General features: G+C 58.7%; 17 protein-coding genes and 1 pseudogene. 7 read left to right on the forward strand and 11 right to left on the reverse strand.

From position 1 onward, the window contains the following. Positions 1-260 precede the first annotated feature (260 nt). Positions 261-956: an aquaporin Z gene (aqpZ, locus tag FGA82_RS16855; protein ID WP_116028890.1), complete on the forward strand. Its 696-nt coding sequence runs from the start codon at positions 261-263 to the stop codon at positions 954-956. Between the two features lie 112 nt (positions 957-1,068). Here aqpZ and FGA82_RS16860 read toward each other — a convergent pair whose 3' ends face one another. After that, positions 1,069-2,193 (reverse strand): GNAT family N-acetyltransferase, encoded by a 1,125-nt coding sequence (locus tag FGA82_RS16860; protein WP_141127918.1) that lies wholly within the window; start codon positions 2,191-2,193, stop codon positions 1,069-1,071. A gap of 283 nt (positions 2,194-2,476) precedes the next feature. Here FGA82_RS16860 and FGA82_RS16865 point away from each other — a divergent pair, with 283 nt between their 5' ends. Continuing rightward, positions 2,477-3,799, forward strand: a complete 1,323-nt coding sequence (locus tag FGA82_RS16865; RefSeq protein ID WP_141127919.1) for a putative porin — start codon at positions 2,477-2,479, stop codon at positions 3,797-3,799. A 174-nt stretch (positions 3,800-3,973) separates the two neighbouring features. On the opposite strand, the gene FGA82_RS16870 is transcribed toward FGA82_RS16865, so the two are convergent. The 5 genes from FGA82_RS16870 to aceK form a co-directional block, all read right to left on the reverse strand. After that, positions 3,974-4,213: an anti-sigma factor family protein gene (locus FGA82_RS16870; RefSeq protein WP_141127920.1), complete on the reverse strand. Its 240-nt coding sequence runs from the start codon at positions 4,211-4,213 to the stop codon at positions 3,974-3,976. Then, the gene (locus FGA82_RS16875; protein ID WP_141127921.1) at positions 4,207-4,818 is read right to left on the reverse strand and encodes an RNA polymerase sigma factor; all 612 of its coding nucleotides are present in this window, start codon (positions 4,816-4,818) and stop codon (positions 4,207-4,209) included. Before FGA82_RS16875 ends, FGA82_RS16870 begins: the two co-directional genes overlap by 7 nt. A gap of 137 nt (positions 4,819-4,955) precedes the next feature. Then, a complete protein-coding gene (locus FGA82_RS16880) occupies positions 4,956-6,077 on the reverse strand; it encodes a beta-ketoacyl-ACP synthase III (protein ID WP_141127922.1) in 1,122 nt (373 codons plus the stop codon). A 319-nt stretch (positions 6,078-6,396) separates the two neighbouring features. Further along, a complete protein-coding gene (gene hrpA / locus FGA82_RS16885) occupies positions 6,397-10,308 on the reverse strand; it encodes an ATP-dependent RNA helicase HrpA (RefSeq protein WP_141127923.1) in 3,912 nt (1,303 codons plus the stop codon). A 270-nt stretch (positions 10,309-10,578) separates the two neighbouring features. After that, on the reverse strand, positions 10,579-12,300 hold the full coding sequence (aceK, locus tag FGA82_RS16890) for a bifunctional isocitrate dehydrogenase kinase/phosphatase (RefSeq protein ID WP_123594761.1): 1,722 nt from the start codon (positions 12,298-12,300) through the stop codon (positions 10,579-10,581). A gap of 397 nt (positions 12,301-12,697) precedes the next feature. On the opposite strand from aceK, the gene FGA82_RS16895 reads away from it, so the two are divergent. Next, entirely contained in the window at positions 12,698-14,323 is a 1,626-nt protein-coding gene (locus FGA82_RS16895) for a methyl-accepting chemotaxis protein (protein ID WP_141127924.1), read from the forward strand. 85 nt (positions 14,324-14,408) lie between these two features. After that, complete coding sequence (locus FGA82_RS16900) at positions 14,409-15,317, forward strand: DMT family transporter (protein ID WP_141127925.1); 909 nt, start codon at positions 14,409-14,411, stop codon at positions 15,315-15,317. 121 nt (positions 15,318-15,438) lie between these two features. Here FGA82_RS16900 and FGA82_RS16905 read toward each other — a convergent pair whose 3' ends face one another. Next, positions 15,439-16,302, reverse strand: coding sequence for a DMT family transporter (locus tag FGA82_RS16905; protein ID WP_141127926.1), 864 nt, complete (start codon positions 16,300-16,302; stop codon positions 15,439-15,441). 95 nt (positions 16,303-16,397) lie between these two features. After that, entirely contained in the window at positions 16,398-16,562 is a 165-nt protein-coding gene (locus tag FGA82_RS32120; RefSeq protein ID WP_171057299.1) for a hypothetical protein, read from the reverse strand. A gap of 295 nt (positions 16,563-16,857) precedes the next feature. Between FGA82_RS32120 and FGA82_RS16910 the strand changes: the two genes are divergently transcribed. Then, complete coding sequence (locus tag FGA82_RS16910; protein ID WP_349305995.1) at positions 16,858-17,280, forward strand: hypothetical protein; 423 nt, start codon at positions 16,858-16,860, stop codon at positions 17,278-17,280. Further along, on the forward strand, positions 17,277-17,474 hold the full coding sequence (locus tag FGA82_RS16915) for a hypothetical protein (protein ID WP_141127928.1): 198 nt from the start codon (positions 17,277-17,279) through the stop codon (positions 17,472-17,474). Before FGA82_RS16910 ends, FGA82_RS16915 begins: the two co-directional genes overlap by 4 nt. A 55-nt stretch (positions 17,475-17,529) precedes the next feature. Here the strand turns inward: FGA82_RS16915 and FGA82_RS16920 are convergent, their stop codons facing one another. Together FGA82_RS16920 and cysK are read right to left on the reverse strand one after the other, a co-directional pair. Further along, complete coding sequence (locus FGA82_RS16920) at positions 17,530-18,468, reverse strand: aspartyl/asparaginyl beta-hydroxylase domain-containing protein (protein WP_141127929.1); 939 nt, start codon at positions 18,466-18,468, stop codon at positions 17,530-17,532. Positions 18,469-18,652: 184 nt separating this feature from the next. After that, on the reverse strand, positions 18,653-19,627 hold the full coding sequence (gene cysK / locus FGA82_RS16925) for a cysteine synthase A (protein ID WP_141127930.1): 975 nt from the start codon (positions 19,625-19,627) through the stop codon (positions 18,653-18,655). Between the two features lie 127 nt (positions 19,628-19,754). Here cysK and FGA82_RS16930 point away from each other — a divergent pair, with 127 nt between their 5' ends. After that, the gene (locus tag FGA82_RS16930; RefSeq protein WP_141127931.1) at positions 19,755-20,831 is read left to right on the forward strand and encodes a DUF748 domain-containing protein; all 1,077 of its coding nucleotides are present in this window, start codon (positions 19,755-19,757) and stop codon (positions 20,829-20,831) included. A 7-nt stretch (positions 20,832-20,838) separates the two neighbouring features. Here the strand turns inward: FGA82_RS16930 and FGA82_RS16935 are convergent. Further along, positions 20,839-21,096 (reverse strand): annotated as a pseudogene (locus tag FGA82_RS16935) (DUF2442 domain-containing protein); the annotation flags it as partial. Positions 21,097-21,100: the final 4 nt, after the last annotated feature.

The raw sequence follows: 21,100 nt of genomic DNA on the forward strand, positions 1-21,100 counted from the left end.
CGCTCTGCGTGGGAACGCAGCCCGTGACGCTCCGCGTCACTGGACGCGGAGCGTCCCTTGAAGCATTCCCACGCAGAGCGTGGGAACGATCACCGCCACAGCCCGCCAACCACGGGCGCTGGCGGTTTTTTTGTGGGCGCTGGAAATCGGCAAAAAGCCTGCTGTACTCAGCCAAGGTTCCGGAACGGAGCCTGTCGTAAGTCTGCAAGGACGCACAACGCGATGCAGTCTCGATAGCAGGGCTATCAAGGACGCCTCTCATGTCTCTGTTCAAACGTTCAGTCACTGAGTTGTTGGGTACGTTCTGGTTGGTATTGGGTGGTTGCGGCAGCGCGGTGATCGCCGCATCTTCACCGCTGGGAATCGGGGTGCTGGGGGTTGCCCTGGCGTTTGGTCTGACGGTGCTGACCATGGCATTCGCCATTGGCCACATCAGTGGATGTCACCTCAACCCGGCCGTGTCGGTCGGGCTGTTCGTCGGCGGCCGGTTTCCGGCCAAGGAGTTACCCGCTTACATCATTGCCCAAGTGCTCGGCGCGATTCTCGCGGCGGCGCTGATCGCCCACATCGCCAGCGGCAAGGAGGGCTTCGACATCGCTACAGGCCTGGCATCCAACGGTTATGGCGAACACTCGCCGGGCAAGTATTCGATGGCGGCAGGGTTTGTCACTGAGCTCGTGATGACCGCGATGTTTGTGATCATCATCCTCGGCGCCACCGATAAACGCGCACCACCGGGGCTGGCACCAATCGCCATCGGCCTGGGCCTGACGCTGATCCACCTGATCTCGATTCCGGTCACCAACACCTCGGTGAACCCGGCCCGCAGCACCGGGCCGGCACTGATGGTTGGCGGCTGGGCGATTGCACAGTTGTGGATGTTCTGGGTCGCGCCGTTGATTGGCGCGGTGGTCGGTGGCGGGATCTATCGCTGGTTGGGCAAAGAAGAAACCTGAGGCGTGCCTGAGATCCCTTTGTAGGAGCTGCCGAAGGCTGCGATCTTTTGATCTTGATGTTCAAAAAAGCAAGATCAAAAGATCGCAGCCTTCGGCAGCTCCTACAGGGGATTTATGTCTGGCGGTAGGGCAAGGCTGTTTTCGCTTCTTCGGCATACGCGAGGATGCCGACGCGTTCCTGTTGCAGGAAATCCTTCACCGCTGCTTTCAACCCCAGATGCAGCAGGTAGTGCCACGAGTGGGTAATCACCGGTTCGAATCCGCGAATCAACTTGTGCTCGCCTTGGGCGCCAGCATCGAAACGCTGATAACCCTGGGCAATCGCGTAATCCATGCCCTGATAAAAACAGGTCTCGAAGTGCAGTCGATCAAACTCCGCCAGACAGCCCCAATAGCGCCCGTAGAAACTGTCGCCCCCCACCAGACTGAAGGCCATCGCCACCGGTCGTGAGCCCTGTTTGGCCAGCACCACCCGAATCGCCTCGGGCATGCGCTCGGCCAGCAAACTGAAAAACTCCCGCGTCAGATACGGCGTCTGGCGCCTGACCGCATAAGTGTTGGCATAGCAGGCGTAGACAAAATCCCACTGCGCCTCGTCCAGCTCCCGCCCTTCCAGCCATTCAAATTCAAAGCCCTGCCCCGCCACCTGCTCGCGCTCCTTGCGCATCTGCTTGCGCTTGCGCGAACTGAGTACATCGAGGAAATCCTGGAAGTCGCGGTAACCGCGATTCTGCCAGTGATACTGACATCCGATGCGCTGCAGCCAGCCCGGCTGTTCGGACATCGCAGCGTCGGTGAAAGCGTCGGTGAAATTGATGTGTGCGCTGGAGAGCCCTTCGATTTCCAGATAGCCGGGCAGGCTCTTGAGCAGTTCAAAACCGTCTTCGACATTGGCCGCCAACAAACGCGGACCGCTGACCGGGCTGAACGGCACAGCCGTCAAGAGCTTGGGGTAGTAATCGATGCCGGCGCGGGCACAGGCGTCGGCCCAGCCATGATCGAACACGTACTCTCCGTAGGAATGCCACTTGCGGTAACTGGGTAACGCGGCGATCAGACGCCCCTCTTCGATGTGCAGCAAATGCTCAGGTTGCCAGCCGGTGTGGGGGCCAACGCTACCACTGTCTTCCAGCGCACCGAGAAAGGCGTGGCGCAGAAATGGCTGGTTTTCAGGCACCAGCGCATCCCAGCTTGCGGGAGCGATTTGCGACAGGTTTTGCAGGCGTTGCAACGGCATCAACAAGCTCTCCACAACAGGACTTCAGCGCCCGGCGAGTATCGCCCATTGCGCGGCATTGCACACCCGTAATCGGCCGACAGCGCTCTAGATCAATAGTTCAGGGCGAACCAATATCGTCATCAACCTGCCATCACTGTGCCACTGCTCTGTCATAAACCATCGCGATACTGGCGCCTGTTTTTAGAGCGCCGGGTTCTACCCGGACACTGTTTTCCGACGTTCAAATCGTCGGTTGTGCCCCGGATGGTTCAGCCATCCCCTCTCATCTTCGGAGATTGCTATGCGTCTTGCTTCCACGAAAACTGCGGCGGCCCTGTGCGGTGGCTTGTTGCTGGCCATGAGTGTTCCGGCCAGTGCTGCAGTCGACGCCAAACTGCTCGACATGCTCAAGGCTAACGGTTCCATTTCCCAGGCACAGTACGTAGAACTGCAAACTGAACTGGCCAAGGATCAGAAGGCTCAGCAAATCGCGCAGCAGGCGCAGCAAGAGACCAACGAACAAGTCGCTGCTGTTGCGAAGAAAACCAACGAACAAAGCGTCTTCGACCAGAAACTGGCCTGGGCGGCCAAGACCCAATTCAAGGGCGATGTGCGTATCCGTCAGGAAACCATCAAGATCGACGGCGAGCCGAACAACGGCGGCCGCGACAAGGATCGTCAGCGTATTCGTGCCCGTCTGGGTGCCTACACCGAGATCAACCCGCAGGTCGACACCGGCATCCGTATCGCCACCGGCGGCGGCGACGATGCCCGCTCCACCAACCAGGACCAGGACAACTACTTCGACAAGAAACAGATCTGGCTCGACCTGGGTTACATCGACTACCACCCGGATCAGATCAAGAACCTGCACATCATCGGCGGCAAGATGCTCCAGCCGTGGGTCAGCATGGGCGACGTGATCTGGGATAGCGACATCAACCCGGAAGGTCTGGCCGTTACTTACAAATACCCGTTGGGCAGCAGCGCCGAACTGTTCGGCAGCCTGGGTAACTACAACCTCAAGGACAACGTTGACGGCGATGGCGTGCAATTCCGTCACGACCTGCGTCTGACCGCTGGCCAGTTGGGTAGCCGCTTCAACATCACCGACAACCTGAAAGTGACCCTGGGCGGCAGCGTCTACGCCTACCAGAACGACGAAGACAGCCGCTGCACCGGCACTTCCACACCGTGTGCGCTGGCGGTCAACGGCAACTCGGCCAACAACGAATTCCGCCTGTATGAAGGGTTCAGCCAGGTCGACATCGGCGGTCTGCCGATGCCACTGTCGTTCTACGGTCAGTACGTGAAGAACAACGATGCCGTGACCGACCAGGACACCGCGTGGCTGTTGGGTGCCAAGTCGAAAGTCTTCGGCCTGAACCTCGATTACAACTATCGTGACGTGCAGCGCAACGCCGTGGTCGGCGCCTTCACCGACTCCGACTTCGCCAACGGCACCACCGGTTCGCGTGGCCACAAGTTCAAGGTCGGTTATGACATCGACAAGAACTTCGCCATTGGCGCTACGTACTTCCTGACCAAAGCCGACTTCGCCAGCCGTACCCAGCGTGACGCTGACGCCAACACCTTGCAGCTGGATGCGGAAGCCAAGTTCTAAAACGCTTCACCCTATAGTCCAGTACGAGCGGGACGATCCCCATCATCCGTTCGTTTCACCCGCACTGGCTATTTCCCGCAGGATGCAAAAAACCCTGTAGGAGCTGCCGAAGGCTGCGATCTTTTGATCTTGATCGTGAAAACAAGATCAAAAGATCGCAGCCTTCGGCAGCTCCTACAGGGGATTATCTTTTCGTCGTTGTTCGGCCAGTCGTTCGGCCAGGTCATCGATGCCTTCTACCGGTTTCTCCGGCATCGCCTTCAAGGTCGCCTGCATCAAACGCATCTGACGAATGAAACGTCGACAGTTCGGGCAGAACATCAGGTGATGACGCACCATCAGTTTTTCGCGAAAGCTCAATTGGCCATCGAGATAGTCGCTGGAGCGCGCCACTTGTTCCTTACAGGTCAGCATTCCCCGGTCTCCTCAAAATGCTCCACGGTCGCGAAGACTTTCAGCCGCGCACGATGCAGCAGCACACGGACATTGGAGAGCGAGATCTCCAGAAGATTACAGATCTCTTCAAGCTCCAGCCCCTGACGCTCACGCAGTAGCAAAACACTGCTTTGCAGTTCCGACAGATTCAACAGGGTGTGCTCCAGACATTCGCGCAATTCGCTCTCGGTCAGCAGCGCTTCCGGCGTGTCCTGGTGCCAGGCGAAGGGGGCGATCAGCCAATGGCCGTCACCGGGAGAAAAGCGGTCGTCGTCGATCGTGCCATGGGGCGATGGCAAATCATCCATCAACACTTCCCGACGATTTTGTTTATAGCGACTTTTCGCCGAGTTGGCGGTGATGGTCAACAGCCAGGTCTTGAGACTGGAGCGACCTTCGAAACTGGCAATATGGCGCACCACCGATAGCCAAGCGTCCTGCACCACTTCTTCGACATGACGCTGGCCGACAATGGCATACGCCACGGCGCGCATGGCGCTCTGATACGTCGTCACCAGTTCCTTGAAAGCCTGTTGTTCACCTGCCAGCAGGCGCGCAAGCAGTTGGGTGTCGTCAGCCGCCATCCATCAATCCCCTTGTCCCGATTCCGAAAATGACGGCGACAGGTCTTCACCTGCCGCCATTTCCGAAAAATTACAGCGTTTGAGCCGATTCGGATGTAGGAAAGGTCGGCGCGATTAAGAGGAAATTAAACCAATTTTCAACGCTTGCGCAGAATCACGCTGCCGATCGAATAGCCTGCACCGAACGAACTCAACACTGCCAGCGAACCGGCAGCCAGATCGTCCTGATATTTGTGGAAAGCAATCACCGAGCCTGCAGAGCTGGTGTTGGCGTAGGTGTCGAGAATCACCGGTGCTTCTTCCTCGGTGGCTTCGCGGCCGAGCAGTTTGCGCACGATCAGGTGGTTCATGCTCAGGTTGGCCTGATGCAGCCAGAAACGCTTAACATCGCCGACGTTGAGCTGGTTCTCTTGCAGATGTTCGCCAATCAGCTCGGCAACCATCGGGCAGACATCCTTGAACACCTTGCGGCCTTCCTGCACGAACAGCTTGTCGCGAGCACCAACGCCCTCTTCAGCCGCGCGGTTGAGGAAACCGAAGTTGTTGCGGATGTTGTTGGAGAATTTGGTCAGCAGCTTGGTGCTGACCACGTCGAACTGGTGCTTGGACGTCGCGGTGTCAGCACGCTCGATGATCACCGCAGTCGCGGCGTCGCCGAAGATGAAGTGGCTGTCGCGGTCACGGAAGTTCAGGTGCCCGGTGCAGACTTCCGGGTTGACCATCAGGATTGCCCGGGCCTGGCCCAGTTGCACGCTGTTGGCAGCAGCCTGGATGCCGAATGTGGCCGAGGAGCAGGCCACGTTCATGTCGAAACCGAAGCCCTGAATGCCCAAGGCTTCCTGGACTTCGATGGCGATGGCCGGGTAGGCGCGCTGCAGGTTGGAGCAGGCGACGATCACGCCGTCGATGTCAGCGGCGGTTTTGCCGGCGCGTTGCAGGGCCTGTTCGGCAGCGCCGATGGCCATCTGGCAGAGCACCGACCATTCGTCGTTGGAACGCTCCGGCAGGCGCGGAGCCATGCGTTGTGGATCGAGGATGCCGTCCTTGTCCATGACAAAGCGGCTCTTGATGCCGGAAGCCTTTTCGATGAACGCAGCGCTGGATTCGGTCAGGGCCTGGACTTCGCCGCTGGCGATCGCGTCGGCGTTGTCGGCGTTGAACTGGGCGACGTAGGTATTGAAAGACTGCACCAGCTCTTCGTTGGAGATGCTGTTGGCCGGGGTGTACAGGCCGGTGCCGCTGATGACGACGTTATGCATGGTCGTTTCTCTAATCTGTTCAGGCAGAAAGTGCTGGAACCGTCGTACCAACACACAAAGGGTCTATTCCCATCCGGGGGACGCAAACCTGGCATCGCTTTATTCCGTCGCGCGACCTGGCCGAAGGCTCTGGGTCGCGAAACCGGCGTTTATGGTCGCGAAGTTTGCCATAAACGTGGACTTTTGGCGCCTTTCTCAAGATCAACTCGGATGATCGTTCCCACGCTCCTGCGTGGGAATGCAGCCCGTGACGCTCCGCGTCACTGGACGCGGAGCGTCCCCAGAGGCATTCCCACGCAGAGCGTGGGAACGATCAACGTTACGGCTCGACCTGAGTCCACTGCTTGTTCAGGCGTTTGTCGGAGATCGGGACTTTGGTACCCAATTGCTGGGCGAACAGCGAGACCCGGTATTCTTCCAGCCACCAGCGGTACAGCTCAAGCTGTGGATCGCGTTTGCCTTCCTGCGCATGTTTCGCCGCGCGGGCCTGGTATTGCGCCCAGAGGCCAGCGAGTTCACCGCTCCAGACACGATCCTTCTGCACCTGTGCGCCAAGCTTTTCGAAACGCTGCTCGACCGCTTTCAGATACCGCGGCAATTCTTTGAGCCATTGCATCGGCGTCTCACGGACAAACCCCGGGTAAACCAGATTGTTGATCTGCTGCTTGATGTCGTTCAGGGCCACGGCCTGGGCCAGATCAATCTTGCCCTTGAAGCGCTTCTGCAAACCGTGCCACAGCTTGAGAATCTCCAGGGTCAAGCGCGCCACGCGCTCGGCGTGCTCGGTCCAGTTGCCGCGTTTGCGCTCGGCCAACGCCGCCAACCCAGCGCCGTCGCGGGGCAACGGGTCTTCGCCATCAAGAATGCAGCTGTCGAGGCTGGCCAGGAGAATGTCTTCGACCAGCGCATCGACCCGGCCCAACTCGCGATAAAGCAAGCCCAGTTCGGTCTGCCCCGGCAACTTGCCGCGCAGAAACTTGGCCGGCTCCGCCAGTTGTTGCATCAACAAACGCTGCAAGGCACGACGATGCTGGAACTCGGCTTCAGCCGGGGTGGAGAAGCGCCCTTCCTTGACCGTTCCGCCCTCTTCGACCAGCGCCGGATACACCGTCATCGATAGCCCGGCGATCTTCTGTTGAGTCTTTTCCGCCACCGGCGCGAAGACTTTCGCCTCCACCGGTTGCTGGCTTTTCGCACTTTGCGGCACTGCCAGCGCGGCCTGACTGGCTTCGGCAAACCGTGCGGTCAGCTCAGCCAGATCACGGCCTTCGCCAAGAAACTTACCCTGGCCGTCAACGATTTCCAGGTTCATCCGCAGATGCCCCTCAACGCCTTGCTCAGCTTCTGCCCACGCCTCATCGCTGACCCGCGCCCCGGTCATGCGCAGCAATTCGCGGCCCAGCGCCTGCGGCAACGAACCGTCGGCAAAGGTCATGCGCTGCAAGGCAGCCTTGATGAAGTCCGGCACCGGCACAAAATTCTTGCGCAGCGCTTTCGGCAAGTTGCGCACGAGAGCGATGCACTTGGCTTCGATCATCCCCGGCACCAGCCACTCCAGGCGTTCCGGCGGCAGCATCGGCAGCAGTGGCGCCGGCACGCGCAGGGTCACCCCGTCGCGCGGGTGATTGGGTTCAAAGTGATAGGTCAGCGCCAGCTCCAGATCGCCGATGTGCAGGGTGTTCGGGTAATCGCGCGCGGTGACTTCACTGGCCTCGCGGGCCAGCACGTCCTCTTCGCGCATGATCAGCAATTGCGGGTTCTTCTGGCTGTTGATGCGGTACCAACTGTCGAAGGTCGCGGTCTGGTGAATCTCCGCCGGCAGCCGCGCATCGTAGAACGCGTACAAGGTTTCTTCGTCGGCGAGAATATCGCGACGACGGGCCTTGGCTTCCAGTTCGTCGAGCTGTTCCAGCAGTTGTTTGTTCGCGGTCAGGCACTTGGCTTTCGATTGAATTTCGCCACGCACCAGGCCTTCGCGGATAAACAGCTCTCGGGAGACCACCGGATCGACTGGGCCGTAATGCACCGGGCGGCGGCCGACCACGATCAGCCCGAACAAGGTGATCTGTTCGAACGCCACGACTTGGCCGCGCTTCTTCTCCCAGTGCGGTTCGAAGTGATTTTTCTTGATCAGGTGCCCGGCCAGCGGTTCGATCCAGTCGGCGTCGATCTTGGCGACCATGCGCGCATAGAGCTTGGTGGTTTCCACCAGTTCGGCGGTCATCAGCCATTGCGGACGCTTCTTGCCGATGCCCGACGACGGGTGAATCCAGAAGCGTCGCTGACGCGCGCCGAGGTAATCACCGTCTTCGGTTTTCTGACCGATCTGGCTAAGCAAACCGACCAGCACCGCTTTATGCAGTTTCGGGTAGTCCGCCGGCTCTTTATTCAGGCTCAACTGCATGTCGCGGCAGATCAGGCTCAACTGGCGATGGGAATCACGCCACTCGCGCAAGCGCAGATAGTTGAGGAAGTTCTTGCGGCACCAGTTGCGTAACGGACTGGCCGTCAGCGCCTGGCGCTGTTCTTCAAAACCACGCCACAGATTCACCAATCCGGCGAAGTCCGAATCAATATCTTTCCATTGCGCGTGGGCCTGATCGGCGGCTTGCTGACGCTCCGGCGGACGCTCGCGCGGATCCTGAATCGACATCGCACTGGCGACGATCAGCACTTCTTGCAGGCTGCCGAGTTTGGCCGCTTCGAGCAGCATACGGCCCATGCGCGGGTCGACCGGCAGGCGCGCAAGTTGACGACCGAGCGGGGTCAACTGACTGTTGCGATCCACTGCCGAGAGCTCTTGCAGCAGGTTGAAACCGTCGCTGATCGCCTTGCCATCCGGCGGCTCGATAAACGGGAACGCGGTGATCTCGCCGAGACGCAGATGCAGCATCTGCAAAATAACCGCCGCGAGGTTGGTGCGCAGAATTTCCGGATCGGTGAACTCCGGGCGCCCATTAAAATCTTCTTCGCTGTACAAGCGAATGCAGATACCCGGCTCGACCCGGCCGCAACGACCTTTACGCTGGTTGGCGCTGGCTTGGGAAATCGCTTCGATCGGCAGGCGCTGCACCTTGGCGCGGTAGCTGTAGCGGCTGATGCGCGCGGTACCGCTGTCAATCACATAACGGATGCCCGGCACGGTCAGCGAGGTCTCGGCGACGTTGGTTGCCAGCACCACGCGACGGCCCGGGTGCGACTGGAAAATCCGCTGCTGTTCGGCCGGCGACAGGCGCGCGTACAGCGGCAGAATTTCAGTGTGTTTGATCTGGGCCTTGCGCAGCATGTCGGCAGCGTCACGAATCTCGCGCTCGCCGGGCAGAAATACCAGCACGTCGCCAGGACTGCGGCGTTCGCTGCGTTCGTAAGCGGCGATTTCATCGAGGGTCGCGAGAATCGCCTGATCCACCGTCAGGTCATCCTCGACGCGGTTGCCCTCTTCGTCCTGCTCCAGCGTCAGCGGGCGATACCAGGTGTCCACCGGGAAGGTGCGGCCCGACACTTCAACAATCGGCGCGTCATCGAAATGCTTGGAGAAGCGCTCCAGATCGATGGTCGCCGAGGTGATGATGACTTTCAGATCCGGGCGACGCGGCAGCAGGGTTTTCAGGTAACCGAGCAGGAAATCGATATTGAGGCTGCGTTCGTGGGCTTCGTCGACGATGATCGTGTCGTAGCGTTCGAGGTAGCGATCATTCTGGGTTTCCGCGAGCAGGATGCCGTCGGTCATCAGTTTGATCAGGGTGTTGGAATCGCTCTGATCTTCGAAGCGAACCTGATAGCCGACCAGCGACCCGAGCGGTGTGACGAGTTCTTCGGCGACCCGGCTGGCGACGCTGCGCGCAGCGATTCGACGCGGTTGGGTGTGGCCGATCAGACCGTGCTGACCGCGACCGATTTCCAGACAGATTTTTGGCAACTGGGTGGTTTTACCCGAGCCGGTTTCGCCGGCGATGATCAGCACCTGGTGTTTTTCCAGCGCCTTTTTGATCTCGTCGCGCTTGGCCGCGATCGGCAGACTGTCGTCGTAACGAATCACCGGCAGGCTGGCACGGCGCGCCAGCACCTGATCGCAGGACGCCTGCATGCGCGTCACCCATTGGGCCAGTTTGGCCTCATCGGGTTTCTTGCGCAGCTCAAGCAACTGCCGCCGCAGCCGGTGACGGTCGGCGAGCATGGCGTGATCGAGGTTTTTCAGCAGTTTGTCGATGGAGGGCGATTCGTCGGTCATCGGGTAGGCAATTCGGTCGTCTATATGTGCAGGGGGCGGATTGTCGCAGATTTGGGGGATTTGTGGCGTGTCAGGGGGATTGCTGCCCTCACCCTAGCCCTCTCCCTGAGGGAGAGGGGACCAATTGGGGGATGCTTCAAAGGTACATCGACCTGAAAGAGCTTTGCCGAACCCATAATCGCCAAAATCTTTCAGGTCAATGTTTGGCGCAAGACAACTCGGTCGGCTCCCTCTCCCTCTGGGAGAGGGTTGGGGTGAGGGTTTCAGGCCTTACTCGTTATCCAACCCTTTACGCCGATAAGGAAAGACATCAATCACTTTCCCCGCCCGAATCGCCTCCTGCAGGCTCTTCCAGTAATCAGCGTTGTACAACTCGCCGTGCAACTGATCGAACAACTTGCGCTGCCCGGAATCAGCAAACAAAAACGGCGGAAACTCCTCGGGAAACACATCCAGCGGCCCAATCGAATACCACGGCTCCGAAGCCATCTCGTCCTCCGGTGTACGCGGCGCAGGAATGTGACGAAAGTTGGCCTCGGTCAGGAAACAAATCTCGTCATAGTCATAAAACACCACCCGCCCATGCCGGGTGACGCCGAAGTTCTTCAGCAGCATGTCACCGGGAAAGATATTCGCCGCCGCCAGTTGCTTGATCGCCAGGCCGTAATCCTCCAGCGCCTCGCGCACCTGCGCGTCGTTGGCGTTTTCCAGATACAGATTGAGCGGGGTCATTCGCCGTTCGGTCCAGCAGTGACGGATCAATACCGTCTCGCCTTCCACCGACACCGTTGATGGCGCCACTTCCAACAGTTCTTCCAGACACGCCGGATCAAACTTGCTCAGCGGGAAACGAAAATCGGCAAACTCCTGGGTATCGGCCATGCGCCCGACCCGGTCGACGCTTTTCACCAGTCGGTACTTCTCGATCACCGTAGCGCGATCGACGTTCTTCGATGGCGAAAAACGGTCCTTGATGATTTTGAACACGGTGTTGAAACCCGGCAGGGTGAACACGCTCATGACCATACCGCGCACGCCCGGGGCCATGATGAACTGGTCATCGGTGTTGGCCAGATGGTTGATCAGCGCGCGGTAGAACTCGGATTTGCCGTGCTTGTAGAAACCGATCGAGGTGTAAAGCTCGGCGATGTGCTTGCCCGGCAGGATGCGCCGCAGGAAACCGATGAATTCCGCCGGCACCGGCACGTCGACCATGAAATACGAACGGGTGAACGAGAAGATGATCGACACGTCGGCTTCGTCGGTGATCAGCGCATCGATCTGGATCCCGCGCCCTTCGCGGTGCAGCAGCGGGATCACCAGCGGCCATTGCTCGTCGCGGGTGTAGATGCGCCCGACCAGGTACGCGCCCTTGTTGCGGTACAGCACCGAGGAAAATAGCTCGACGCTGAGTTCCGGGTCCTTGCACACCCAGTCCGGCAGGTTCTCGCGCAGCTGTGCTTCGAGGCGGCGCAGGTCACCGGGCAGATCGGCGTAGTCCTCGCTGAAACGGTAGTCGGCAAAAATGCTCGCGAGCATCCCCGACAACTGCCCTTGCGGTTTGTAGGTGCGGGTTTGCGCGGCGCGGGCACGGCGCAGGCTCGGGCGCGTGGTGTGGATGAACATGCAGCCGTCGCTGATCAGGTCATGGCTGAACAGCCCGCAGAAAATCGAGTTGTACCAGGTCTCGGACAATTCATCGTCGAAGCGCAGGTCGATGACGCTGATGTAGGCGCTTTTCACCAGCGGCCAGCAGCTGACATTCATCAGCGTTTCGTCGTCGAAGTATTCGCGCAGACGGGCGATGGTTTCGCCGACCTTGTCTTCGTAGAGGTTGATCCGTGCTGCCGACGCCGTTTGCGTCTCCTGCCAGCGCGCCTGCTCGAAGCGTTCCCGGGCGCCGTCGGTGATCCGCCGGAAATGCTCGCGGTAATCGTCAAAGCCATCGAGGATCATGCGGGCGATGTCGGTGGCTGGCCATTGCTGCGGCATAGATAAGACCTCGGCTTGCGTTTGAAAATCTGTGCCTGAGCTTAGCCACGGATGCGCACACAGGTGAAGTGCAATTTCTGCCAAATCTGCGCCGGGGTTGTACGCCAACAGTGTTTTTGCAAAGTTTTTTTAATCAACCGTTCGGTCAGTTATCGCCTGAGCGGTTTTTCTTGTCGCCCTGCGCCAGCCCGCGAATTCTCTGGGTTTCGGATCCAATACCGAATACACGCGTCTAGTCCGCGGCTTTGCTGCAACTGCGCGGATTATCAGCGACCACTCCAGATTGGTCTTACCAAAATAGTGGCACTTTGATATACAGGCCGCCATTACCCGCCTCATAACAAGATCCTCGCTGACGAGGACGACCTCCCCCCTTCAAAGATCAAGGAGCACACTGATGTCTATCCGGAATCTGCGCATAGGTTTGCGCGCCAGTTTGAGCTTTGCCGTTTTGGCCAGTCTGCTGGTGGTGGTCGGCCTGTTCGGTCTGGGCCAAATGAAGACCCTGCGTGAAAGTGCATCAGTGATCGAAGAATCATGGATGCCGAGTATCGAAAGCATTCATGACGCGGCGGCGAACATCGCCAGCATCCGTCTCGAATCGTTGCGTCTGATCACTAACTCCCAGCCCGCGGTGCGCGACCGAAGCAAAGGCATCCTCAAGGCGCAACGCGAGGAGTTGCTCAAACGCCTCAACGATCACAAAGCCTTGATCGCCAGTGATCAGGAACAGACGATGCTCGACGGTCTGAACGTAGCCACGGGCAAATACCTCAGCATTCTCGATCAGATCGTCAGCCAGATGGAAGCCGGTCAGAACGAGCAGGCTGCCAATCGTTTGAGCAACGAACTGGCACCGCAGGGCACTGTGCTCGACAAGACGCTGGAGCAGATGATCAGCCTCAATCAACAAGGTGCCGACGCCGCCGCCAAAGCCGCTGCGGCGATGTATCAGCAGGCATTGTGGATCGTCGCGTCGATCATCGTGGTCGCCCTGATTGCCACCTTGCTATTGGCCTGGTTGCTGACCCGCAGCATCACCACCCCGATCAATCAGGCACTGGATGTGGCACGACGCATTGCCGCCGGTGACCTCAGCGGCCAGATCGCCAGCACCGGTAAAGATGAAGCGGCGCAGCTACTCGACGCCTTGGCCGAGATGCAGGGCAATCTGCGCTCGACCATCCGCGGTATCAGCGAATCGGCGCAGCAACTGGCTTCCGCTGCCGAGGAAATGAGTTCGGTGATGGAGCAAAGCACCCGCGGTCTGCAACAGCAGAATGACCAGATCGAACAAGCTGCCACCGCGGTCACCGAGATGAGCACGGCGGTGGACGAAGTCGCTGCCAACGCCGTGTCCAGCGCCGAGGCGTCTGCCGCATCCAACGAGGACAGCAAGCACGGTCACGTGCAGGTCAGCGAAACCATCAGCTCGATTCAGGAGTTGGTCGATGCGGTACTCGGTGCTTCCGAACAAGCCGAGGGCCTGGCCACTCAGGCGCAGGACATCAGCAAAGTGCTGGAAGTGATTCGCGGGATCGCCGGGCAGACCAATCTGCTGGCGCTCAATGCGGCGATCGAAGCGGCGCGCGCCGGTGAAGCCGGGCGCGGTTTTGCCGTGGTCGCCGACGAAGTGCGTTCGCTGGCACAACGCACGCAGAATTCCACCGAAGAAATCGAGCTGATGATCAGCAGCATCCAGCAAGGCACCGGGGCAACCGTTGGCGCTTTGCAGAGCAGTGCCGAGCAGGCGGGTCAGACGTTGCGGCGCGCCAACAGTGCCGGTCAGGCACTGGAAAAAATCACCGCGTCAATCGCGCAGATCAACCAACGCAACCTGGTGATCGCCAGCGCGGCCGAGCAGCAGGCCTTGGTGGCGCGCGAGGTCGATCAGAATCTGGTGACGATCCGTGACCTCTCGACGCAGACCGCCGCCGGCGCCACTCAGACCTCGGCCGCGAGCCAGGAACTGTCGCGTCTGGCCGTCGACCTCAACGGTCTGGTGACGCGCTTTGTGATCTGACCGATAAGTTGAATGCCCGAATAGCGGTTGCCATCGTCAGGGCACTCGGCAACACTCTCGTCCCGATCAAGGAAGGAGACCCGCCGTGAGCCCTGTCGATATTTTCCGTATGTTGTCGCTGGCGGCCATCTGGGGCGCGAGTTTTCTGTTCATGCGCATTATTGCGCCGGTGATTGGCACGATCCCGACCGGGTTCTTTCGCGTGTCGATTGCGGCTGCAGGGCTGCTGGTGATTCTCGGGCTGATGCGCGTGCGCTGGGACTTCAAAGGCAAACTGAAGACCGTGATGCTGCTGGGCGTGATCAACTCGGGGATTCCGGCGACGCTGTATTCGGTCGCAGCCCAGGTATTGCCGGCCGGCTATTCGGCGATTTTCAATGCCACCACGCCGCTGATGGGCGTGCTGATTGGCGGGCTGTTCTTCAGTGAAAAACTCACCGCGGCCAAACTGGGCGGGGTGTTCCTCGGCCTGTTCGGTGTTGGCGTGCTGACCCGCGCCGGTCCCGTGGCATTTGACATGCAACTGTTGATGGGCGCCCTCGCCTGCCTGCTGGCGACCACCTGTTATGGTTTTGCCGGTTTCCTCGCGCGGCGCTGGCTGGATCAGGCCGGTGGACTGGACAGCCGATTGTCGGCGCTGGGCAGCATGCTCGGTGCGACGTTGTTCCTGTTGCCGTTGTTCGGGTACAGCGTGATCACTTCACCGCCCGTCAGTTGGGGCGGCTGGAATGTCTGGCTGTCGCTGTTGGGCCTGGGTTTGGGCTGCACGGCGTTTGCCTACATTATCTATTTCCGCCTGCTCAGTTCGATCGGGCCGGTGAAATCGATGACCGTGACCTTCATGATTCCGCCGTTCGGCGTGCTGTGGGGGGCGTTGTTGCTGGATGAGCCGTTGTCGATGGCGCATATCTACGGTGGCGTGCTGATTGCGGCGGCGTTGTGGTTGGTGTTGAAGCCGGCGGTGGTGAAACCGGCTGAGGTGCCGGCCCGATAAATTTGTGCTGTTGCCGAAAAGGCTATCGCGAGCAGGCTCACTCCTACAATTGGAATGCGTTCCCCTGTAGGAGTGAGCCTGCTCGCGATCGGCGGTCTAAAAGCCGCCACCTGATGATCTGTTACCCCCTTTCACGAAACACAAACGCCAGACCGACAATGATCAACAGCATCCCCAGCACGCTCAATGCCGCCAGGCGATTGCCGAAAATCAGATAGTCCATCACTGCCGTCACCGCAGGCACCAGGTAAAACAGGCTGGTGACGTTCACCAGATTGCCTCGCGCGATCAGTCGATACAGCAACAGCGTCGCCAGCACCGACACCACCAGCCCCATCCACAACACCGGCACGATAAAACCTGTGCTGTGTTCAAAGTGGAATGGCTGAAACGGCACGAAAATCCCGCACAACAACAGCCCCGCCAGATACTGCACAGGCAGCGTGCCGAGCGGATTGTCGGTGATGCGCTTCTGCATGATCGAACCCAGCGTCATGCTCGCCAGCGCCAGCAACCCGAAAAGCATTCCCGCCCAGGACATCCCGGCCAGACCGATGCCCTGGTAAACCACCATGATCAGCCCCGCCAGCCCAAGCGCCAGACCGAACATCCGGCTCGCCGAGCGTTGCCGCTCCATCAAGACCACAGTAAGAATCGGCTGCACGCCCATGATGGTGGCCATCACGCCCGGGGTGACTTTGGTGTTGAGCGCCAGCAGATAGAAAATCTGATACGCCCCCAACAAAACCACTCCGGTGGCAATCGCAAACAGCATCGGCCTCCCGCCCTTGGGCAACTTCAGCTTGAGCAACGGCGCCAACAGCATTAGCCCGCACAGGGCGATCACAAAGCGAATCAGCAGAAAGGCAAACGGCGAAGCGTGGGCCAAACCCCATTTGGAGAAGATCGCCCCGCTGCTCCACAGCAGAACGAACAGGCTCGTGGACGCGGCCGCGAGCGCGGATTTTTTCGACAGGACAAACATGAATACCACCTGTAGTCAGGCAAAAAGCCAACTCAGCCGAAGCTGAAATTCAGTAGGTTTTTCTGGCGGGCGCAGGGGTCAGCAAAAACTGCCGATCAGCCCGAAACGCCAACGCCCGGCGGTGATACGACTGCGCACACCGGCGTGCTACTGACAGGTGGGGGGTAATGACTGATCTGCTTGGGCTGCTGATCCGCGCACGGCACGACGCCAGCGTTGACCGCTGAATCGACTACCGCGTTGATGAGGGATGCAGGCATTGGCGCAGATCTTTTTTGAAGGGTTGGAGTGTGAGGCATACGACTCACGTGCGCCGACTATAACCAGCGTGGGACATGGATTGCAATGATTTGGACAAAGGGCCAGTAGCGACGGATGCATGAGAGCTGAATAGGCTGTTGAGCAACGGCTACACCTATCGATGGGGAGACATGGAATGCTCGAAATCATATGCCAAGGGAACGGAGTTATCTGCGCTATCAGTTGTATCGGTCGCTGGCCAGGAAGCAGGCAAGCATCGCCACTGCTCTATTGCAGCTACCAGCGGGACAAGACTTGTTGAAAGTACGCTTTGAACCTATCGATGCCAAAGCACTAGGTGCGTTCGAGCTTTGGGATAATCCGCATTTTTGCTGGCGAGAGATTGCCGAATGGAAGTCTCGAGAACCCTTGTCCCTGGATATCGCGATCTGGTTTGAAGAACAGCTGTGCGGGCTATGTTTCGTCAATCCGAACAAAAGCCGCCAGCGAATTCGAATCGTACGATTGGAGGGGCGACCCGGTGTGCCTCACCCGCTTAAAAAGCGTATTGCGCTTTTGTCGATGGTGGCCATCGATGAGTTTGCGCAAATAATCGGCAGTAAGTGCATTGAAGTCCAGGAACCGATACCAGGAGCAATTCCTGTTTATACAAAACTCGGCTTCAAATTTGATTTGGAAGGCCGCCTTGTCCTCGCAGTGGAGAGTAAAGTATCGTGAAAACTGTTCAAGTAATGATCAACAAGGGCGGGAACATGCGTAAATCTTTGAAAAAATCCCCCACTAAGAAAAGATCAATCAAAACTGACGAAAAGCTTATCTCCTCCGAGCTATCAGCCAATCAACAGCGCTTTCTTCAGCTGCTTATTACAGGCATCGAAGACGAACCCGACGTTCTCGCTGGACGGCGCTGATTCGCAAGCAATAAAAAACCGCTCACAAGGAGCGGTTTTTTTACAACATCCAGCCTCAACCAAACAGCCAATACCCCAACAACGTCAACACCAACACCGCCAGCACCGGCCGCATCACGCGGTAGGCCTTCGGATGACGGCGCTTCCACTGTTTGACCACGCCACTGAACTTGTCGCTGAAGTTCTTGCTCCAGGCGTAGGCCTGGTTAATCCCGCCGACGCGTTCGTCGTCAAGGTTCTGCGGTGCGGTGGCACTGCCGAGCCAAGCGCTGATGGAGCGGTTGATGCGGGTCATGAGGCGGTTGCTCAGCGGGCGCTCGACGTCGCAGAACAGAATTACACGGGTTTGGTCGGTTTCGTTCTTGACCCAGTGCACGTAGGTCTCGTCGAACATCACGTCTTCACCGTCACGCCAGGCGTATACCTGACCGTCGACAAAGATCCGGCAATCGTCGGAGTTCGGCGTCGACAAGCCGAGGTGATAGCGCAGCGAGCCGGCAAACGGATCGCGGTGCGGGTTCAAGTGGCTGCCACCCGGCAACAACGCAAACATAGCGCCCTTGACGTTGGGAATCGCGCTGACCAGCGCCACGGTTTTCGGGCACAGGGTTTCGGCCGATGGCAGCGGTTTGTCATACCACTTGAGGTAGAAACGCTTCCAGCCCTTCTTGAAGAACGAGCCGAAACCGGCGTCGTTGTTCTTTTCTGCCGCGCGAATATAGCCCTCATCGAACAAATGCATGGCTTCGTCGCGAATGGTTTCCCAGTTGTCGCGCAGCACATCCAGTTCCGGGAATTTGCTGCGATCCAGATACGGCTTGGACGGGACGCCAGAGAACAGGTACATCAAAGCGTTGTACGGGGCGAACAGCGCCGAGTGGTTGACGAACTGGCGCAGAACCGGCAAACGCGCCTTGCCGCGCAAATGCACATAGAGGATGCTGCCCACAAACAGCAGCAGCACCAATACCTTGGCGGCTAACGAAAAGGTCATCAACGACTCCTTGAATAAAGACAACGCTGCGCAATGCCCTTTACCCGGCATGGCAGCCGGCCATGATAAACACTACCGGCGCCGGGCAAAACCCGCCTTACACAAGATTCAGTGTTAAGAATTGCGCAACAAAGCATTTATTAGCATAACGATCCTGAACCCTGGCTGACCTGAATCAACTGGATTACTGTTGAGTCTCCTGCTCAGTGAACAGATCACTGAACAGCATGCTCGACAGATAACGCTCACCAGAGTCCGGCAGAATCACGACGATGGTCTTGCCCTGCATCTCCGGGGTCTCCGCCAGACGCACCGCCACCGCCATCGCCGCCCCGCAGGAGATGCCGCACAAAATCCCCTCTTCCTGCATCAAGCGCAGGGCCATGGCTTTGGACTCTTCGTCAGTGACCTGCTCGACCCGGTCGACTATCGACAGATCCAGGTTCTTCGGTACAAACCCGGCACCGATCCCCTGAATCTTGTGCGGACTCGGTTTGATCTCTTCACCGGCCAGCGCCTGAGTGATCACCGGCGACGACATCGGCTCCACCGCCACCGACAGGATCGGTTTGCCCTGGGTATTCTTGATATACCGCGAAACGCCGGTGATGGTTCCGCCGGTGCCGACGCCCGCTACCAGTACATCGACGGCGCCGTCGGTGTCCTTCCAGATTTCCGGACCGGTGGTCTTTTCGTGAATCGCCGGGTTGGCCGGGTTGTCGAACTGCGCCGGCATGAAATATTTGTCGGCATCACTGGCGACGATCTCGGCAGCCTTCTCGATAGCCCCCTTCATGCCCTTGGCCGGCTCGGTCAACACCAGCTCGGCGCCCAAGGCCTTGAGAACCTTGCGACGCTCGATGCTCATCGAGGCCGGCATGGTCAGCATCAATTTGTACCCACGAGCAGCAGCCACAAAGGCCAGACCGATGCCGGTATTCCCCGATGTCGGCTCGACAATGGTCATGCCAGGCTTGAGTTTGCCGCTGCTTTCGGCGTCCCAGATCATGTTGGCGCCGATCCGGCACTTGACCGAGTAACCGGGGTTGCGCCCTTCGATCTTGGCCAGAATGGTCACGCCACGCGGCGCGATGCGGTTGATCTGCACCAGCGGCGTATTACCGATGGAATGGGCATTGTCAGCGAAAATACGGCTCATGGCTGGGTCCTTATGCAGCATTGAATTCAGCGCTCCAAGGTAAGCCTGTTGCCCATCACAGTCCAGTCGGGTCGAACGTCTGTGCGACGTAACAGTCAATCGCTTACATCGTCAGGGAATTGCCGTCATGAAGCGTCGCTACAGTTGGCCACTAGGGATTTTCGCCGTCGTCGTTGTGCTGTTGATCGCGCTGCACATCGCCCTGCCCTACATGGTGCGCGACTACCTGAACGGCAAACTGGCGGACATGGGTGACTATCGGGGCCAGATCACTGATGTCGATCTGGCCCTATGGCGCGGCGCCTACAAGATCAATGGGCTGAAGATCGTCAAGGTCGACGGCAAGGTACCGGTACCATTCGTCAACGCACCGCTGATCGATCTGGCGGTCAGCTGGCACTCGTTGTGGTACGACCATGCCGTCGTGGCGCAGGTGAAATTCGTCAAACCTGAAGTTAACTTCGTCGATGGCGGCGCCAACAAACAGAACTCCCAAACCGGTCAAGGCACCGACTGGCGTGAGCAACTGGGCAAATTGCTGCCGATCACCCTCGACGAAGTGCAGATCAGCGATGGCAAAATCAGTTTCCGCAACTTCAATTCAAAACCGCCAGTGAACATGAACGCGACCAATGTCGACGCGAGCATCTACAACCTGACCAACGTGGTCGACAAACAGGGCAAACGCGATGCCCGCTTTGAAGGCAAAGCCCTGCTGCTGGGGCATGCACCACTGGAAACCACCGCCACGTTCGACCCGCTGAGCAATTTCGAAGACTTTGAATTCCGCCTGCGCGCCAAAGACATCGAACTCAAAAGCATGAACGACTTCGCCTCGGCCTACGGCAAGTTCGACTTCAACGCCGGCCACGGTGACGTGGTGATCGAAGCCCAGGCCAAAAAGGCGCAAGTCAACGGCTACATCAAACCGCTGCTGCGCGACGTCGAAGTGTTCAACTGGCAGCAGGACGTGGAAAACAAGAACAAGAGCATCTTCCGCTCGGTCTGGGAGGCACTGGTAGGCGGCACGGAAACCGTGCTGAAGAACCAGGCCAAAAACCAGTTCGCCACCAAGGTCGAACTCAGCGGCAACGTTCATCAGCAAAATATCAGCGCATTCGAAGCGTTTTTGCAGATTTTGCGCAATGGCTTCGTCCAGGCATTCAATGCCCGCTATGAGCGGCCGAAGCCGGATGCGGGTTAGGGTTCATTTCTGGAAAAGCATCCAGATATAGAGTATCGGCGCCAATCTGAATATCCGGGTCCGGCCATTCAACGGTCCAACCTTTATCGCCCAAGATGGCAGTCGCAAAGACTTGGGAATCAAGCAATGGCTGCAACTGCTGATACGTATGGATATCTCGACTCAAATCGAGTGTCAGCGATCGACCATCAACAAAGTCCAGCGCAAGCCGGCTATCAGAGAGTGCAGTAACTGCCGCCAAGCGTGGTCTTCTCATGGATAGCATCAAT

Source organism: Pseudomonas fluorescens (genome assembly GCF_005938625.1).
Taxonomy (GTDB): Bacteria; Pseudomonadota; Gammaproteobacteria; order Pseudomonadales; family Pseudomonadaceae; genus Aquipseudomonas; species Aquipseudomonas fluorescens_BD.

Coding starts and splice junctions, on each gene's coding strand:
- FGA82_RS16920 (WP_141127929.1), bottom strand. CDS start 18,468: ATGACCTTTTCGTTAGCCGCCAAGGTATTGGTGCTGCTGCTGTTTGTG.
- hrpA (WP_141127923.1), bottom strand. CDS start 10,308: ATGACCGACGAATCGCCCTCCATCGACAAACTGCTGAAAAACCTCGAT.
- FGA82_RS16880 (WP_141127922.1), bottom strand. CDS start 6,077: ATGCATAACGTCGTCATCAGCGGCACCGGCCTGTACACCCCGGCCAAC.
- aqpZ (WP_116028890.1), top strand. CDS start 261: ATGTCTCTGTTCAAACGTTCAGTCACTGAGTTGTTGGGTACGTTCTGG.
- FGA82_RS16875 (WP_141127921.1), bottom strand. CDS start 4,818: ATGGCGGCTGACGACACCCAACTGCTTGCGCGCCTGCTGGCAGGTGAA.
- FGA82_RS16865 (WP_141127919.1), top strand. CDS start 2,477: ATGCGTCTTGCTTCCACGAAAACTGCGGCGGCCCTGTGCGGTGGCTTG.
- FGA82_RS16905 (WP_141127926.1), bottom strand. CDS start 16,302: ATGTTTGTCCTGTCGAAAAAATCCGCGCTCGCGGCCGCGTCCACGAGC.
- FGA82_RS16870 (WP_141127920.1), bottom strand. CDS start 4,213: ATGCTGACCTGTAAGGAACAAGTGGCGCGCTCCAGCGACTATCTCGAT.
- FGA82_RS16860 (WP_141127918.1), bottom strand. CDS start 2,193: ATGCCGTTGCAACGCCTGCAAAACCTGTCGCAAATCGCTCCCGCAAGC.
- cysK (WP_141127930.1), bottom strand. CDS start 19,627: ATGAGCCGTATTTTCGCTGACAATGCCCATTCCATCGGTAATACGCCG.
- FGA82_RS16930 (WP_141127931.1), top strand. CDS start 19,755: ATGAAGCGTCGCTACAGTTGGCCACTAGGGATTTTCGCCGTCGTCGTT.
- FGA82_RS16895 (WP_141127924.1), top strand. CDS start 12,698: ATGTCTATCCGGAATCTGCGCATAGGTTTGCGCGCCAGTTTGAGCTTT.
- FGA82_RS32120 (WP_171057299.1), bottom strand. CDS start 16,562: ATGCCTGCATCCCTCATCAACGCGGTAGTCGATTCAGCGGTCAACGCT.
- aceK (WP_123594761.1), bottom strand. CDS start 12,300: ATGCCGCAGCAATGGCCAGCCACCGACATCGCCCGCATGATCCTCGAT.